Below are 16,245 nucleotides of genomic sequence, written 5' to 3'. Positions count from 1 at the left end.
CTGTCAGCTGGTCCAGAAGTCCCACCAGCGGGTGAGGATCATCATGCCGATGATGCCGATGTGCAGCACCGGCAGGACCCAGGTGAACTCGCCGAAGAAGCCGCGCAGCCAGTTCGGCGCGGGCAGGAAGCCCTTGCGGACGTTGAAGGAGGTCACGTACCAGAACATCAGGATCGTGGCGACCCAGGCCAGGCAGCACCACAGGCACAGCGAGTTGATCCGGTACAGGGACTGGAACTGCAGCCAGGAGACGAAGCCGACGCCGAACAGGCAGCCCGCGTTGAAGGTGAGCCAGTACCAGCGCGGGTAGGTGGCACGGGCGAGCAGGCTCATGCCGACACAGATGACGATGCCGTAGGCGACGAGGCCGAGCATCGGGTTGGGGAAGCCGAAGGCGGAGGCCTGGTCGCTCTCCATGATGTTGCCGCAGGAGACGACGGGGTTGAGGCTGCAGCCCGGCGTGTAGGTCGTCCCGGCGACCTTGGCCTCGAGCAGCTTCTGCTTGTCGATCGTGATGACCCAGGCGGCGAGGAGACCGGCCGCGCCCGTAATCACCAGCAGCAGCGCGAAAGCCCGGCTGCCGCCCTCGGTGCGCGGGGTGCGGGTGCTGCCGTCCGGCGCGGACTCCGCCACGGTGGAGACGTCCTTCACTGTCGTCTTGCTCATCACGCCGATTCCGTCACTGGGGGGTGGGACCTGCTTCGGGCAGGGGCCATTGTGCCGCACAAGCCTGTATGGGCACCGTTCGATGAGCCTATGAACGGATCGGCGATCACTCCGGAGCGGCGTGTTCTGGCCATCATCCGTTCCCCAGGGGCACGCGCGAGCGAATCCGCGCGCCCCACGAGGATGTCCCCGGACAGAACAGCTAGCCGAGCCTCGACTCCAGCTCCGCCACGATCTCGTTGACGCCGATCGCGGTCTGCTCGCCGGACTCCATGTCCTTGAGCTGGACGACGCCCTCGGCCAGGTCGCGCTCGCCGAGGACCAGGGTGTAGCGGGCGCCGGAGCGGTTGGCCGCCTTCATCGCGGCCTTGAGGCCCTTGCCGCCGTAGGAGAAGTCGGCGGCGACGCCGTTCTTGCGCAGCTCGGTGACCTTGGCGAACAGGATCCGGCGGGCCTCCTCGCCCAGCGGCACCGCGAAGACGGAGGTGGCGGAGGGGATGTCCAGTTCGATGCCCTCCGCCTCCAGGGCGAGGACGGTGCGGTCGACGCCGAGGGCCCAGCCGACCGAGGGCAGGGACGGGCCGCCGATCATCTCGGACAGGCCGTCGTAGCGGCCGCCGCCGCCCACCGCGGACTGGGAGCCGAGGCCGTCGTGGACGAACTCGAAGGTCGTGCGCGTGTAGTAGTCCAGGCCGCGCACGAGCTTCGGGTCGTCCTCGAAGACCACGCCGGCCGCCGTGATCAGCTCGCGCACCTCCTCGTGGTACGCCTTGCAGGCGTCGCACAGGTAGTCGCGCAGCAGCGGGGCGTCGGTGAGCTGCTTCTGGACGTCCGGGCGCTTGTCGTCCAGGACGCGCAGCGGGTTGATCTCGGCGCGGCGCAGGGTGTCCTCGTCCAGGTCGAGGCCGCGCAGGAAGTCCTGGAGCGCGGCCCGGTAGACGGGACGGCACTCCTTGTCGCCCAGGGAGTTGAGCAGGATGCGGAAGTCCTGCAGGCCGAGGGCGCGGTACGACTGGTCGGCCAGGATGATCAGTTCGGCGTCCAGGGCCGGGTCCTCGGCACCGATCGCCTCGGCGCCGACCTGGGAGAAGTGGCGGTAACGGCCCTTCTGGGGGCGCTCGTAACGGTACTGCGAGCCCGAGTACCAGACCTTCACCGGCAGGTTGCCCGCCTTGTGCAGGTTGGCTTCCAGGACCGCGCGCAGTACGGGGGCGGTGGTCTCCGGGCGCAGGGCGAGGCGGTCGCCGCCCTTGGTCTCGAAGACGTACATCTCCTTGGTCACGATGTCGGTGGACTCGCCGACGCCGCGCGCGAACAGCTCGACGTTCTCGAAGCCGGGCGTCTCGATGTAGCCGTAGCCGGAGTTGCGCAGCGGGGCGGCGATCGCCTCGCGGACGGCCAGGAACTTGGCGGAGTCGGGCGGCAGCAGGTCGTACGTGCCCTTGGGGGCCTTGAAGGTGCTCACGGAAGGTCTCGTCACATTCCTCGTCGGGGCGCGTCGGAGGCGCCCTGGCCGGCGGCCACCTGCCGCAGATACGGATTGGTGGCGCGTTCCTGGCCGATGGTCGTCTGGGGGCCGTGTCCGGACAGCACCACGGTCGAGTCGTCGAGCGGCAGGCACACGCGTGCCAGGGACTCGAGCATGTCGTCCATGGAGCCACCGGGGAGGTCGGTGCGTCCGATGGAGCCAGCGAACAGCAGGTCGCCCGAGAACATGACCGGCGGGATGTCCGCCGTCTCGGGCAGGCCGAAGGTCACCGACCCCTTGGTATGGCCCGGCGCGTGCGCGACCGACAGGTGCAGGCCCGCCAGCTCCAGCTCGGCGCCGTCGGTCAGCTCCTTGACGTCGTCCGGCTCCCCGACGGTCAGCTCGCCCATGAGCGGCATGCCGATGCTGCGGCCGATGCCCTTCTCGGGGTCGCTCATCATGTAGCGGTCCTCGGGGTGGATCCAGGCCGGCACGTCGTGGGCGCCGCACACCGGGACGACCGAGGCGACGTGGTCGATGTGGCCGTGGGTGAGGACGACGGCGACGGGCTTGAGCCGATGCTTGCGGATCGCGTCCTCGACTCCGGGGGCCGCCTGGTGGCCCGGGTCGATGATCACGCACTCCTCACCGGCGGCGGGGGCGACGAGGTAACAGTTCGTCCCCCAGGCACCGGCGGGGAACCCGGCAATGAGCACGATCGTCCTTCGTTTGGGTCGGTACGGGTGGGCTTGCGAACCGGTCGCGCCCATGGTCAGAGCCTACCGGCGGTGCCGATTCCTCAGCGAACCCATATACGGTACGGGGCTACACGCCCATGGTCGGCTCATCGCACCCACGCGTACCGGTCGGCACACGAAGACGCATGAGGAGAGAACCCGGTGGTCAGCCAGGAGCAGCGGCGGCGTCAGCTCGCCCGGGAGAAGTTCTTGCGGCAGCAGCAGCGACGCACGTCCGCGCGACGCAAGGCGCGCATGCGCAACGCCGCGATCGCGTCCGTGCTGGGCGTGATCCTGATCGGCAGTGTCGCGCTGTACACGACCGGTGTGGTTCTGGGGGACGACGACAGCAAGACGAACGCGAGCGCGGAGGTCACTCCGAGCGCCTCGGCGACCGACAAGGCGCCGGACCCGTGCGACAAACCGGCCGAGGGCAAGGTCAGGACGCAGACCTGGAAGAAGGAGCCTGCGCTGACCGTCGACAAGTCGGCGGAGTACACGATGAAGCTGGAGACCACGTGCGGTGACATAGACATCGCGCTGAAGGCGAAGGCGGCACCGCACACCGTCAACTCGTTCGACTTCCTGGCGGGCAAGGGCTACTTCGACCACACCAAGTGCCACCGGCTCACCACCGAGGGCATCTACGTCCTCCAGTGCGGCGACCCCACCGCCCAGGGCAACGGCGGCCCCGGCTACAACATCCCGGACGAGAACCTGAAGGACAAGAGCCTCAAGGACAATATCTACCCGGCGGGCACGGTGGCGATGGCCAACACCGGGCAGCCGAACTCCGGCGGCAGCCAGTTCTTCCTCGTGTACCAGGACAGCCAGCTGCCCCCGAGCTACACGCCGTTCGGCACCGTCTCGAAGGAGGGGATGTCGGTGCTGAAGAAGATCGCCTCCGCGGGAGCCCAGCCCGCGGACCCGACGACGGGCAACACCGCACCCAACGCGACGGTCGTGATCGACAAGGCCACGGTCACCAAATCCTGACCCTCATCAGCGAAAGTTCGGTCGTGCGGGATGCGGACAGGCCCCCCGCCGGTCGCCTATGTTGGCCGTGACGAAACTGTGGACGATGCCCGGGGGTGGCGAAGCCCCCCGCAGGCATCATGTGGAGGAGGCGCTGTGAGCAGCGACCCGTGGGGCCGCGTCGACGAGACGGGGACCGTGTACGTGCGTACGGCCGACGGCGAGCAGGTCGTCGGATCCTGGCAGGCAGGCTCCCCCGAGGAGGCACTGGCCTACTTCGAACGCAAGTACGAAGGCCTGGTTGTCGAGATCGGCCTCCTCGAGAAGCGGGTGAAGACCACCGACCTGTCGGCCAAGGACGCCCAGACCGCCGTCGACCACCTGCGCGAGCAGGTGGACGCGCACCACGCGGTCGGCGACCTGGACGCGCTGCGGGCCCGGCTGGACAAGCTCGTCGCGCTCGTGGAGACCCGCCGCGAGGAGCGCAAGGCCCAGCGGGCCAAGCAGTCCGACGAGGCACGCAGCGCCAAGGAGGCCCTGGTCGCCGAGGCGGAGGAGCTGGCGCGCTCGGACCAGTGGCGGGCGGCCGGTGAGCGGCTGCGTTCGCTGGTGGACACGTGGAAGGGCCTGCCGCGCCTGGACCGCAAGTCCGACGACGAGCTGTGGCACCGCTTCTCGCACGCGCGCTCGGCGTTCTCCAAGCGCCGCAAGCAGCACTTCGCGCAGCTCGACGCACAGCGCGAGGAGGCCCGCCGGACCAAGGAGCGGCTGGTCTCCGAGGCGGAGGCGCTGTCGAACTCGACGGACTGGGGTCCGACGGCCGCGCGCTACCGCGACCTGATGTCCGAGTGGAAGGCCGCCGGCCGCGCCCAGCGCGAGCACGAGGAAGACCTGTGGAACCGCTTCCGCGGCGCCCAGGACGTGTTCTTCGCCGCCCGCAGCTCGGTCTTCGCCGAGCGGGACGCCGAGCAGGCGGAGAACCTGAAGCTCAAGGAGGAGCTGGCCGAGGAGGCCGAGAAGCTCCTCCCGGTCACCGACCTGAAGGCGGCCCGCGCCGCGTTCCGTTCGGTGAACGAGCGCTGGGAGGCCGTCGGGCACGTGCCCCGCGACGCCCGGCCCAAGGTCGAGGGTCGGATGCACGCGGTCGAGCGGGCCATCCAGGAGGCCGAGGAGACCGAGTGGCGCCGGACCAACCCGGAGGCACGCGCGCGTGCCGAGGGTCTGACCGGTCAGCTCCAGGCCGCCGTGGACAAGCTGCGCTCGCAGATCGAGCAGGCGCGCAGCCAGGGCAACGACGCCAAGGCCGACAAGCTCGCCCGTGAGCTGGAGGGCCGCCAGGCGCTCCTCGACCAGGCGCTCAAGGGGCTGCACGAGTTCGGCGGCTGACGGCCGCGGACCGCATACGACAGGGGCTCCCGTACGGTGCGTACGGGAGCCCCTGTCGTATGTGCGTCTGTACGGCCCGCTACGACGGCCTGCGCGCCGAAGTCACCCGGTACACGTCGTAGACGCCCTCGACGCCGCGTACGGCCTTCAGGACGTGCCCCAGGTGCTTCGGGTCGCCCATCTCGAAGGTGAACCGGGAGGTGGCGACCCGGTCCCGGGAGGTCTGGACGGCCGCCGAGAGGATGTTGACGTGCTGGTCGGACAGCACCCGCGTGACGTCCGACAGCAGCCGGGAGCGGTCCAGCGCCTCCACCTGGATGGCGACCAGGAAGACCGAGGACTGCGTGGGCGCCCACTCGACGTCGAGGATGCGCTCGGGCTCCCGGGACAGCGAGTCGACGTTGACGCAGTCGCTGCGGTGGACGGAGACGCCGCTGCCGCGGGTGACGAAGCCGATGATCGGGTCGCCGGGGACGGGCGTGCAGCAGCGGGCCAGCTTGACCCACACGTCCTCGACGCCCTTGACGACCACGCCCGGGTCGGCGTTCGCCCGGCGCTTGCGGCCGCGGCCCCGGGACGGCGGGACCGACTCGTCGATCTCCTCGGTGGCCGCCTCCTCGCCGCCGAGGGCCTGGACCAGCTTCTGCACGATGTTCGGCGCGGAGACGTGGCCCTCGCCGATCGCCGCGTACAGCGCGGAGATGTCCGAGTAGCGCATCTCGTGCGCGAGCGTGACCAGGGAGTCGCCGGTGAGGATGCGCTGGATCGGCAGGTTCTGCTTGCGCATCGCGCGGACGATGGCGTCCTTGCCCTGCTCGATCGCCTCGTCGCGGCGCTCCTTGGAGAACCAGGCGCGGATCTTGTTGCGGGCGCGCGGCGACTTCACGAAGCCCAGCCAGTCGCGGGAGGGTCCCGCGCCGGCCGCCTTGGAGGTGAAGACCTCCACCAGGTCGCCGTTGTCCAGGGTGGACTCCAGCGGCACCAGCCGTCCGTTGACCCGCGCCCCTATGGTGCGGTGGCCGACCTCGGTGTGGACCGCGTAGGCGAAGTCCACCGGGGTGGCCCCCGCCGGGAGCGCTATGACGTCGCCCTTGGGGGTGAAGACGAAGACCTCGTTGCGGGAGAGGTCGAAGCGCAGGGACTCCAGGAACTCGCCGGGATCCTCGGTCTCCTTCTGCCAGTCCAGCAGCTGGCGCAGCCACGCCATGTCGTTGAGGTGGTCGTCCTTGCTCTTGCCGGACGACCGGGGGGCGTCGGTGCGCACCTTGGAGGCGCCGGCCACGGCCTCCTGCTTGTACTTCCAGTGCGCGGCGATGCCGTACTCCGCGCGGCGATGCATGTCGAAGGTGCGGATCTGCAGCTCGACCGGCTTGCCGCCGGGCCCGATGACCGTCGTGTGCAGCGACTGGTACATGTTGAACTTGGGCATCGCGATGTAGTCCTTGAACCGCCCCGGAACCGGGTTCCAGCGGGCGTGGACCGTGCCGAGCGCCGCGTAGCAGTCGCGGACGGTGTCCACCAGGACGCGGATGCCCACCAGGTCGTAGATCTCCGCGAAGTCCCGGCCGCGGACGATCATCTTCTGGTAGACGCTGTAGTAGTGCTTGGGGCGGCCGGTGACGGTCGCCTTGATGCGGGCGGCGCGCAGGTCCTGCTGGACCTCGTCGGTGACGACGGCGAGGTACTCGTCGCGCTTGGGGGCGCGCTCGGCGACCAGGCGGACGATCTCGTCGTACATCTTGGGGTAGAGGATCGCGAAGGCGAGGTCCTCCAGCTCCCACTTGATGGTGTTCATGCCCAGGCGGTGGGCGAGCGGCGCGTAGATCTCCAGGGTCTCGCGCGCCTTCTTCTCCTGCTTCTCGCGCTTGAGGTAGCGCATGGTGCGCATGTTGTGCAGGCGGTCGGCGAGCTTGATGACCAGGACGCGGGGGTCCTTGGCCATGGCGACGACCATCTTGCGCACGGTCTCGGCCTGCGCGGCCTCGCCGAACTTGACCTTGTCCAGCTTGGTGACACCGTCGACGAGCAGGGTGACCACGTCGCCGAAGTCGCGGCGCAGGTCCTCCAGACCGTACTCGGTGTCCTCGACGGTGTCGTGCAGCAGCCCGGCCATCAGCGTGGCCGGGTCCATGCCCAGCTCGGCGAGGATGGTGGTGACGGCCAGCGGATGCGTGATGTACGGGTCGCCGCTCTTGCGCTTCTGGCCGCGGTGCCAGCGTTCGGCGACCTGGTAGGCGCGCTCGATCTGGCGCAGGGTCGCCGTCTCGATCTTGGGGTCGTTGCCGCGCACTATGCGCAGCAGGGGCTCCAGGACCGGGTTGTACGGGTTGGCGCGCTGCACGCCGAGGCGGGCGAGGCGGGCGCGGACGCGGTTGGAGGAGCCCGAGCGGGTGGGCTGCCCGGCGGGGGTGCGGACCACGGGCGCGTTCTGCGGGCGCTCGGAGGGCAGCGGCTTGGGACGCGGCTGCTGCTCGGCGGGCTTGTCGGCCGGCGTGACCGGGGCGTGCTGGATCGGCCCGCGCGTGTCGTTCTTCGCCTGGGGCGCGCTCGGCGCGGGCTTCGCCGCGGACGCCGAGGCGGACTCGGGCTTTGCGGCGGTCAGTGGCTGGGCCTCGTCTGGCAAGAGGACTCCTCGTGCGCGATCCGGGTCCCCCGGTCAGGCTCCGGACACCCCATGGTAGCGATCCTGCCCTCCGGGATCGCCTTCTGGCCAATCCGAGAGCCTGTGAGGGCCGTCAGTCCTTGCAACGCCTGAGGCGGGCGCCGGATTCCTCCGGGCCCGCCTCGGGCGTGCGGTGTGCGTCGTTCAGACCGTGAGCAGCGCCTCCAGCGGTGCCCCGGCCAGGGCCGGCTCCAGTCGGGCCCGTCCGCCGAGGAAGCCCAGCTCCATCAGGACGGCGAGGCCCGCGACCTCGGCGCCGGCCCGGCGGATCAGCTCCAGCGACGCCTCGGCGGTGCCGCCGGTGGCGAGGACGTCGTCGACGACCAGCACGCGGTCGCCCGCGCTCAGGTCCTCGGCGTGCACCTCGATCTCGGCGGAGCCGTACTCCAGGTCGTAGGCCTGGCTGAGCGTGGCTCCGGGGAGCTTGCCCGCCTTGCGCACGGGGATGAAGCCGAGGCCCGCCCGCAGGGCCACCGGGGCGCCCAGGATGAAGCCGCGCGCCTCCAGGCCGACGACCTTGGTGGCGCCGGTCCCCCCGGCGACCCCGGCGAGGGCGTCGGTCAGGGCGGTGAAGGCCGCCGGGTCCGCCAGGAGCGGGGTGATGTCCTTGAACACCACACCCGGCTCCGGGTGGTCGGCCACGTCCCGGATGCGGCTGAGCAACAGCTCCGTGAGGTCGGTCGTCCCGGTCATCGGCGCTTCCCCGAGGGCCGGCCGCGTCCCCGGCCGCGGGAGGCGGGCTGGTTGCGGGGGCCGACGACCGCGGGTGCCGCGTCGTCGCTCTCGTCGTCCGCGTACGGTGCCCCGTCCGCGTCGGCCGGTGCCTGTTCGCCCTTGGCCGCCCCTTGGGCACGCTTGGCGAGGACCCGCTTCTTGAGGGCCTTCATCTGCGGCTCGGCCTCCTTGAGGTCGGCGACGAGCGGCGTGGCGATGAAGATCGAGGAGTAGGCACCCGCGGCGAGACCGACGAACAGCGACAGCGAGATGTCGTTGAGCATGCCGGCGCCGAGGACTCCGCCGCCGATGAACAGCAGGCCCGCCACCGGCAGCAGCGCGACCACCGTGGTGTTGATGGAGCGGACCAGGGTGCTGTTGATCGAGCGGTTGGCGATCTCCGCATAGGTCCAGCGGGTCTGCTTCGTGATGTCCTTCGTCTGCTCCTTGAGGCTGTCGAAGACGACCACCGTGTCGTAGAGCGAGTAGCCGAGGATCGTCAGCAGACCGATCACCGTGCCCGGCGTCACCTCGAAACCGACGAGGGCGTAGACGCCGACCGTGATGGTGATGTCGTGGATCAGGGCGACGAACGCGGCCAGTGCCATCCGCCACTCGAACGCGATCGCCAGGTAGATCACCACCAGGACCATGAAGATCCCGAGTCCCTGCCAGGCCTTGTTCGCGATCTGGTCGCCCCAGCTGGGACCGACCAGGTCGGCGTTGATCTTCTCCGCCGGGACGTCCAGCTTCCCGGAGAGGTCCTCCTTGATCCCGTCCGACTGCCGGGTGTCGGTGCCCGCGATCTGGATGCGGAGGCTGCCGTCGCCGAGCTTCTGGACGATCGCGTCGTGGCCGGAGGCCTCCTCCGCCCAGGTCTCGGTCTGGGAGACCGAGGCGCTCATGTTCTTCGGGGTGGTGAAGACCGCGCCGCCCTGGAACTCGATGCCCATGTGCAGGCCGCGCACCGCCAGGCCGACGATGGCCGTGATGGTGATGAGGATCGAGATGCCGTACCAGATCTTGCGGTTCTTGACGAAGTCGTAGCCGACCTCGCCGTGGTGCAGTCGGGCGCCGAGTTGTCCGAGCTTCGACATCTCTCACGCCTCCTTCGGGTCGACAGGGCCGGCGGCAGGACGGGACGGACGGCGGGTGCGACGCAGCGGGGGCTTGGCACCGAGGGCCTTGGGGTCGAGCCCGGACCACTTGTGACCGCCGGCGAAGAACTTGCGCCGGGCCATCAGCGTCAGCAGCGGCTTGGTGAAGAGGAACACCACCACCACGTCGAGCAGGGTCGTCAGACCGAGCGTGAACGCGAAGCCCTGCACCTTGCCGACGGTGACGATGAAGAGCACCGCGGCGGCGAGGAAGGACACGAAGTCGGAGACCAGGATGGTGCGCCGGGCGCGCGGCCAGGCCCGCTCGACCGCGGGACGCAGCGTGCGGCCTTCCCGGATCTCGTCCCGGACGCGTTCGAAGTACACGATGAACGAGTCCGCCGTGATGCCGATGGCGACGATGGCACCGCACACGGCCGGCAGGTTCAGCGCGAAGCCGATGGTCGGGCCGAGCAGCGCCATGATCACGTATGTGAGGCCGGCCGAGACCAGCAGCGAGCAGACGGCGATGAACGACAGGCCGCGGTAGTAGAACAGCAGGTAGAGGACGACCAGGGCGAGGCCGATCGCGCCCGCGATCAGACCGGCGTGCAGCTGCTCACCGCCGAGCGCGGCGGTGACGGTGGTGACGCTGTCCTCCTTGAAGGTCAGCGGCAGCGCGCCGTAGGACAGCATGTTGGCGAGGCTCTGGGCCTCTTCCTGGTCGAAGCTGCCGGAGATCTCCGCGTTGCCGCCGGTGAGCTTCTGGCTGACGTACGGGTCGGAGACGACCTCGTTGTCCAGGACGATGGCGAACTGGTTCTGCGGGGACTGCTTCTGGGCCAGTTGGCCGGTGATGTCCGCGAACTCCTTGCTGCCCTTGTCCGTGAACTTCATCGTCACGGTCCAGCCGGCGGCGGTCTGGGTGTTGTAGACGGCGTCGGCCTTGTCGACCTCCGTGCCGTCGACCGCGGCGGGGCCGAGGATGTACTTCTGCCACTGGCCCTGCGCGTTCTGGCCGCAGGCCACCGTCGGGTCGCCCGGCTTGGCACCCTTGCCGGCCTTGGCGCGGGCGTTGGCGTCGGTGCAGTCCAGGGCCGCGTACTGCTGCTGCAGCTTGGCGGCCGCGTCGTCGCCGGAGGCGCTGGCGCTCGGGGACGGGGAGGCGCCGTCGGAGCTCTTCGCGGAGGGGCTGGGGTCGGCCTTCAGGGCGTCGCTGGCGGCGCGGCCCTGGGTGGTGGCGCTGGCCGAGGCGGGGTCGGACGGCGTGCCGCTGCTCGGCTTGTCGCCGTCGGTGGCCTTGTCGCCGTCGGTGGCCTTCTCGGTCGCCTTGTCCGTGGCCTTGTCCGTGGCCTTGTCCGAAGCGCCGCCGGTCTCGCTGGGCGAGGGGCTGCCGGTCGCGTTGGCGCCGGAGAGCTCGGTGGCGAGGACCGGACGGAAGTACAGCTTGGCGGTGGTGCCGACCTGCTCCCGGGCTTCCTTCGAGTTCGTCCCCTTGGGGATGTTGACGATGATGTTCCGGTCGCCCTGGGTCTGGACCTCGGCTTCGGAAACGCCCAGACCGTTGACACGGCGGTTCATGATCTCGACCGCGGTATCCATGTTGGTCTTGTTGATCGCGGACTCCTGGCCGGCCTCCGGGACGGCCCGGAGCGTGATGCTCGTGCCGCCTGCCAGGTCGATGCCGAGACGCGGAGTCGTGTGTCCCGAGGCGAACATGCCCCCGGTGAGCGCCACGATGGCGATCAGGATCAGGGCCAGCGAGCGCCCGGGCTTACTCTGAGCGCTCGCATTCTTTCCCTTTTTAGGTGCTACCACCTGTGTGTACTCCCTCTCGGGCCGCTTGGCGCCCAGAAGGCGTCACCGGCGGCCATCACATGGTGTCCGGATCCGTGCGAGCCGCGCGTCGCGCGGGGTGCGCGGGAACCCGTCCCGCGCACCCCGGGGCACGGCTTACTTCGCCTCGGAACCGCCGTCGGACTTCTTCGCCTTCTCGTCCGTCTTCGCCTCGGCGGGCGCGGCGTCGGCCGTCGGCTCGTCGGCCGTCGCCTCGTCGGCGGGCTCTTCGGCCTTCTTGCCGAGGTCGACGGACTTCTCGTCGGAGGCGGCGTCGGCGGGCGCGTCGGTCTCGGTGAGGGAGGAGGCGTCGTCGGGGACGACGTCCGCGTCGGACTTCAGGTCGTGCTCGATGCCGTGGACGATGCGGTTGTACTCGTCGTCGGTGAGGACGGCGCCGATGCTGTTCTTCGCGAAGAGCAGCTCGACTCCGGGGCCGGCGTCGAGGAGGACCGTGTCGTCGTTGACCTCCTTGACCGTGGCGTACATGCCCCCGATGGTGCGGACACCGGATCCGGGCTGCATCTCGTTCCGCATGTTGGCGGCCTGCTGCTGCTTCTTCTTCGCCGACCGGGTCATCAGGAACATGGCCCCGATGAGCACGATGAACGGGAGGAGGGTCACGAGACTCACGGGTCGGTACTTCCTTCACACGACCGCGATGGTGAGCGGCCTGATGGTTGGGGGTGTGTACGCTGCCGACAAGGGCGGCATCGGCGGAGTCTAGGCGAGTCCGCGCGCATGGAACAACGCCCAGCATGGCACCGGGGTTCCTGCTCCGGCGAATGTGCCTCGCGTGAGCGGGTCGTCACGCCCCGAACAAGTCCTGTTGTCCGTTTCCTGAACTCTGTGCACGCGGCGGGGTGAGGCCGAGATGAGCCCATGCGGCAGGAGTGGCCACCCGTCCGCGTGGGGTTCGGGCGAGCAGGCCCTCCCGTACGAGGAAGGGTTCGGCGACCTCTTCCACCGTCTCACGCTCCTCCCCCACGGCGACGGCGAGCGTGGACAGGCCGACCGGTCCGCCGCCGAACAGCTTGAGGAGGGCCTCCAGCACGCCCCGGTCGAGGCGGTCCAGGCCCCGGGCGTCGACCTCGTAGACGGCGAGGGCGGCCGCGGCGATCTCCTGGGTGATCAGGCCGTCGGCCTTGACCTGGGCGTAGTCGCGGACCCGGCGCAGCAGGCGGTTGGCGATGCGGGGGGTGCCGCGGGAGCGGCCGGCGATCTCGGCGGCACCGGTGGGGTCGATCTCGACGTCGAGCAGGCCGGCCGAGCGGTGGATGACGCGCTCCAGTTCCGCCGGTCCGTAGAACTCCATGTGGGCGGTGAAGCCGAAGCGGTCGCGCAGCGGGGGCGGCAGCAGGCCCGCGCGCGTGGTGGCGCCGACCAGGGTGAACGGGGGCAGCTCCAGGGGGATGGCGGTGGCGCCGGGGCCCTTGCCGACCACGACGTCGACGCGGAAGTCCTCCATCGCCATGTAGAGCATCTCCTCGGCGGGCCGCGACATGCGGTGGATCTCGTCGAGGAAGAGGACCTCGCCCTCCTGGAGGGAGGAGAGGATCGCCGCGAGGTCGCCGGCGTGCTGGATGGCGGGGCCCGAGGTGATGCGGATGGGGGCTTCCATCTCGGCCGCGATGATCATCGAGAGGGTGGTCTTGCCGAGGCCGGGGGCGCCGGAGAGCAGCACGTGGTCGGCGGTGGCCCCACGCGCGCGTGCGGCGCGCAGCACCAGGTCGAGCTGTTCGCGGACCTTCTCCTGGCCGATGAACTCGCCCAGGTCCTTGGGGCGCAGGGCGGCCTCCACGGCCTGGTCCTCGCCGTCGGCGACAGCGCCCACCAGCCGCTCGGCGGCGGCCTCCGCGTCGGTCGTGTCGTCCCAGTTCACTTCGTTCTCCTTGCCGTGGCGCACCGGGTCGGTGGTGGCGGGCGGGGTCAGCGGGCGCGGTTCAGCGTCTGCAGGGCGGCCTTGAGCAGCGCGCCCACCTGCGGGGTGCCCTCGGCGGCCTCCGCCTGCGGCGTCACGGCGGTGACGGCCTCGTCGGCCTCGCGGGTGGCGTACCCGAGGCCGATCAGGGCGGCGTGCAGCTGGTCGCGCCAGCCGGTGCTGACCGGGGCACCCACGGCGGGGGCGCCGATCGGTTCGCCGAGCCGGTCCTTCAGCTCCAGAAGCAGCTTCTGGGCACCCTTCTTGCCGATGCCGGGGACGGCCGTGAGCGCCTTCTCGTCCCCGGTGGAGACGGCTCTGCGCAGGGCGTCGGGCTGGTGCACGGCGAGCATGGCCTGGGCGAGGCGGGGGCCGACGCCGCTGGCGGTCTGGAGCAGCTCGAAGACCTGGCGCTCGTCGTCGTCGGCGAAGCCGTAGAGCGTGAGCGAGTCCTCGCGCACGACCAGCGAGGTGGCGAGCTTGGCGGGCTTGCCGAGCCGCAGGGTGGACAGCGTGTTCGGTGTGCACTGGACGGCCATGCCGACGCCGCCGACCTCGACCACCGCGGCGTCGGGGGCGAGGGCGGCGACGGTGCCGCTGACGAAGGCGATCATGCGGGGCGGCCTTTCGACGGGTGGGGGGTCTGCGGGCGGCGCGCGCCCTGGGCGGTGTGCAGGGCGACGGCCTGCTGGAGCCGGTTCTGCGCGGGGGCGCGCCAGATGTGGCAGATGGCGAGCGCGAGGGCGTCGGCGGCGTCGGCGGGCTTCGGCGGCGCGTCCAGCCGCAGCAGGCGGGTGACCATGGCGCCCACCTGAGCCTTGTCGGCGCGGCCGCTGCCGGTGACGGCGGCCTTCACCTCGCTGGGCGTGTGCAGGGCGACGGGGATGCCGCGGCGGGAGGCACACAGGATGGCGACGGCGCTGGCCTGGGCGGTGCCCATGACGGTGCGGACGTTGTGCTGGCTGAAGACGCGCTCGACGGCGACGGACTCCGGCCGGTGCTCGTCCAGCCACCGCTCGATGCCCTGCTCGACGGCGACGAGGCGGTGCCCGAGGCCGGCGTCCGCGGGCGTGCGGACGACGCCGACGCCGACCATGGTGAGCGGCCGGCCCGCGACGCCCTCCACGACACCGACCCCGCAGCGGGTCAGTCCAGGGTCCACCCCCAGTACGCGCACCCTCGCCCACCCCTCCTTTGCGGCCAAACCGCCGCCGCTCTCGCGGACCTGGCTGGTCACCATCGGGGTTGCCCGATTGATGGTTGCGGTCCGTGGACGGTGATCTTCGACTTGCGTAAGGCTATCGGGTGCCACCGACAAAGCGACGGGCCGACGGGTTGTGTCCCCGTCGGCCCGCTGAGCAGGGGACGCGCTACGCGTCCACCTTCTCCATGACCTCGTCGCTCACGTCGAAGTTGGCGAAGACGTTCTGCACGTCGTCGCTGTCCTCCAGGGCGTCGATGAGCCGGAAGATCTTGCGTGCGCCCTCCTCGTCCAGCTCGACCTGCATGGTCGGGACGAAGTTGGCGTCGGCGGACTCGTAGTCGATGCCGGCCTCCTGGAGCGCGGTGCGGACCGCGACCAGGTCGGTGGCCTCGCTGAGCACCTCGAAGGACTCGCCGAGGTCGTTGACCTCCTCCGCGCCCGCGTCCAGGACGGCGCCGAGGACGTCGTCCTCGCCCAGCTCGCCCTTGGGCACGATCACGACGCCCTTGCGGTTGAACAGGTACGACACCGAGCCCGGGTCGGCCATGGAACCGCCGTTGCGGGTCATGGCGACGCGGACGTCGGAGGCGGCGCGGTTGCGGTTGTCGGTGAGGCACTCGATGAGCACCGCGACGCCGTTGGGGCCGTAACCCTCGTACATGATCGTCTCGTAGTCGGCGCCGCCGGCCTCGAGGCCCGCACCGCGCTTGACCGCGGAGTCGATGTTCTTGTTCGGGACCGACTGCTTCTTCGCCTTCTGGATGGCGTCGTACAGCGTCGGGTTGCCGTCGATGTCGGCGCCCCCCATGCGGGCCGCGACCTCGATGTTCTTGATCAGCTTCGCGAAGAGCTTGCCGCGCTTGGCATCGATGACGGCCTTCTTGTGCTTCGTCGTGGCCCATTTAGAGTGGCCGGACATCTGCCTGTCTCCTTCGCGTAACCCGTCTTTGTACGAACGGAGGAATCCTACAAGGACTCCGCCGACCGGTTCGCGCGCACCATGTCGGCGAAGAGCCGGTGCACACGGTGGTCGCCGGTCAGTTCCGGGTGGAACGACGTGGCCAGCGCGCTGCCCTGGCGGACGGCGACGATGTGGCCGTCGTGCTCGGCGAGCACCTCGGCGGCCGCGCCGACCGACTCGACCCAGGGGGCGCGGATGAAGACGCCCTCCACGGGATCGCCCTCGACGCCCTTGACCTCGACGGCGGCCTCGAAGGACTCGTTCTGCCGCCCGAAGGCGTTGCGGCGCACGATCATGTCGATGCCGCCGACCGTCTCCTGGCCGGAGCGCGGGTCGAGGATCTTGTCGGCCAGCATGATCATGCCGGCGCAGGTGCCGTAGACGGGCATGCCGTCGCGCACGCGCGCGCGGAGGGGCTCCATCACGCCGAAGAGGACGGCGAGCTTGGAGATCGTGGTGGACTCGCCGCCGGGGAGGACCAGGCCGTCCACCTCGGCGAGTTCTTCGGGGCGCCTCACCGGCCTGGCCACGGCGTCGGCCACGGCCAGGGCGACGAGGTGCTCCCGTACGTCGCCCTGGAGGGCCAGGACGCCGATGACGGGGGTGTCACTCATGGAT

Annotated in this window: 15 protein-coding genes; 2 read left to right on the top strand and 13 right to left on the bottom strand. The window is 70.3% G+C overall.

What is annotated here, in order from left to right:
• Positions 1-3 precede the first annotated feature (3 nt).
• From AB0P07_RS07790 to AB0P07_RS07780, 3 genes are all read right to left on the bottom strand, one after another.
• Positions 4-666 carry a vitamin K epoxide reductase family protein gene (locus tag AB0P07_RS07790; RefSeq protein ID WP_365546558.1) on the bottom strand — a complete coding sequence of 221 codons (663 nt, stop codon included), beginning with the start codon at positions 664-666 and terminating at the stop codon, positions 4-6.
• A gap of 202 nt (positions 667-868) precedes the next feature.
• On the bottom strand, positions 869-2,131 hold the full coding sequence (hisS, locus tag AB0P07_RS07785) for a histidine--tRNA ligase (RefSeq protein ID WP_365546555.1): 1,263 nt from the start codon (positions 2,129-2,131) through the stop codon (positions 869-871).
• Between the two features lie 11 nt (positions 2,132-2,142).
• Complete coding sequence (locus AB0P07_RS07780; protein ID WP_365546552.1) at positions 2,143-2,850, bottom strand: MBL fold metallo-hydrolase; 708 nt, start codon at positions 2,848-2,850, stop codon at positions 2,143-2,145.
• Between the two features lie 183 nt (positions 2,851-3,033).
• On the opposite strand from AB0P07_RS07780, the gene AB0P07_RS07775 reads away from it, so the two are divergent.
• On the top strand, positions 3,034-3,867 hold the full coding sequence (locus tag AB0P07_RS07775; RefSeq protein WP_365546549.1) for a peptidylprolyl isomerase: 834 nt from the start codon (positions 3,034-3,036) through the stop codon (positions 3,865-3,867).
• 135 nt (positions 3,868-4,002) lie between these two features.
• Positions 4,003-5,232, top strand: a complete 1,230-nt coding sequence (locus AB0P07_RS07770) for a DUF349 domain-containing protein (RefSeq protein WP_365546546.1) — start codon at positions 4,003-4,005, stop codon at positions 5,230-5,232.
• 79 nt (positions 5,233-5,311) lie between these two features.
• Here AB0P07_RS07770 and relA read toward each other — a convergent pair whose 3' ends face one another.
• The 10 genes from relA to pdxT form a co-directional block, all read right to left on the bottom strand.
• A complete protein-coding gene (relA, locus tag AB0P07_RS07765; protein ID WP_365546543.1) occupies positions 5,312-7,855 on the bottom strand; it encodes a GTP pyrophosphokinase in 2,544 nt (847 codons plus the stop codon).
• A gap of 183 nt (positions 7,856-8,038) precedes the next feature.
• A complete protein-coding gene (locus AB0P07_RS07760) occupies positions 8,039-8,587 on the bottom strand; it encodes an adenine phosphoribosyltransferase (RefSeq protein ID WP_365546540.1) in 549 nt (182 codons plus the stop codon).
• Positions 8,584-9,705 carry a protein translocase subunit SecF gene (secF, locus tag AB0P07_RS07755; protein ID WP_365546537.1) on the bottom strand — a complete coding sequence of 374 codons (1,122 nt, stop codon included), beginning with the start codon at positions 9,703-9,705 and terminating at the stop codon, positions 8,584-8,586. Before secF ends, AB0P07_RS07760 begins: the two co-directional genes overlap by 4 nt.
• 3 nt (positions 9,706-9,708) lie before the next feature.
• Positions 9,709-11,523, bottom strand: a complete 1,815-nt coding sequence (gene secD / locus AB0P07_RS07750) for a protein translocase subunit SecD (RefSeq protein ID WP_365546534.1) — start codon at positions 11,521-11,523, stop codon at positions 9,709-9,711.
• A gap of 135 nt (positions 11,524-11,658) precedes the next feature.
• Positions 11,659-12,174 carry a preprotein translocase subunit YajC gene (yajC, locus tag AB0P07_RS07745; protein WP_365546531.1) on the bottom strand — a complete coding sequence of 172 codons (516 nt, stop codon included), beginning with the start codon at positions 12,172-12,174 and terminating at the stop codon, positions 11,659-11,661.
• A 175-nt stretch (positions 12,175-12,349) separates the two neighbouring features.
• Complete coding sequence (ruvB, locus tag AB0P07_RS07740; RefSeq protein WP_365546528.1) at positions 12,350-13,423, bottom strand: Holliday junction branch migration DNA helicase RuvB; 1,074 nt, start codon at positions 13,421-13,423, stop codon at positions 12,350-12,352.
• 47 nt (positions 13,424-13,470) lie between these two features.
• Complete coding sequence (gene ruvA, locus AB0P07_RS07735) at positions 13,471-14,076, bottom strand: Holliday junction branch migration protein RuvA (RefSeq protein ID WP_102927933.1); 606 nt, start codon at positions 14,074-14,076, stop codon at positions 13,471-13,473.
• Positions 14,073-14,639 (bottom strand): crossover junction endodeoxyribonuclease RuvC, encoded by a 567-nt coding sequence (ruvC, locus tag AB0P07_RS07730; RefSeq protein ID WP_365546525.1) that lies wholly within the window; start codon positions 14,637-14,639, stop codon positions 14,073-14,075. The genes ruvA and ruvC overlap by 4 nt, the downstream gene beginning before the upstream one ends.
• A 193-nt stretch (positions 14,640-14,832) precedes the next feature.
• A complete protein-coding gene (locus AB0P07_RS07725) occupies positions 14,833-15,585 on the bottom strand; it encodes a YebC/PmpR family DNA-binding transcriptional regulator (RefSeq protein ID WP_102927935.1) in 753 nt (250 codons plus the stop codon).
• Between the two features lie 47 nt (positions 15,586-15,632).
• Complete coding sequence (gene pdxT / locus AB0P07_RS07720; protein ID WP_365546522.1) at positions 15,633-16,241, bottom strand: pyridoxal 5'-phosphate synthase glutaminase subunit PdxT; 609 nt, start codon at positions 16,239-16,241, stop codon at positions 15,633-15,635.
• Positions 16,242-16,245 lie beyond the last annotated feature (4 nt).

The organism is Streptomyces sp. NPDC085944, assembly GCF_040686295.1.
Classification (GTDB): Bacteria; Actinomycetota; Actinomycetes; order Streptomycetales; family Streptomycetaceae; genus Streptomyces; species Streptomyces salinarius.
The sequence above is the reverse complement of the archived record's forward strand: the minus strand, read 5'-3'. Positions and strand labels throughout refer to the sequence as shown.

Excerpts from the sequence above, each read along its gene's own strand:
- AB0P07_RS07790 (WP_365546558.1), bottom strand. The coding sequence starts at position 666 with ATGAGCAAGACGACAGTGAAGGACGTCTCCACCGTGGCGGAGTCCGCG.
- AB0P07_RS07760 (WP_365546540.1), bottom strand. The coding sequence starts at position 8,587 with ATGACCGGGACGACCGACCTCACGGAGCTGTTGCTCAGCCGCATCCGG.
- AB0P07_RS07725 (WP_102927935.1), bottom strand. The coding sequence starts at position 15,585 with ATGTCCGGCCACTCTAAATGGGCCACGACGAAGCACAAGAAGGCCGTC.
- pdxT (WP_365546522.1), bottom strand. The coding sequence starts at position 16,241 with ATGAGTGACACCCCCGTCATCGGCGTCCTGGCCCTCCAGGGCGACGTA.
- secF (WP_365546537.1), bottom strand. The coding sequence starts at position 9,705 with ATGTCGAAGCTCGGACAACTCGGCGCCCGACTGCACCACGGCGAGGTC.
- ruvA (WP_102927933.1), bottom strand. The coding sequence starts at position 14,076 with ATGATCGCCTTCGTCAGCGGCACCGTCGCCGCCCTCGCCCCCGACGCC.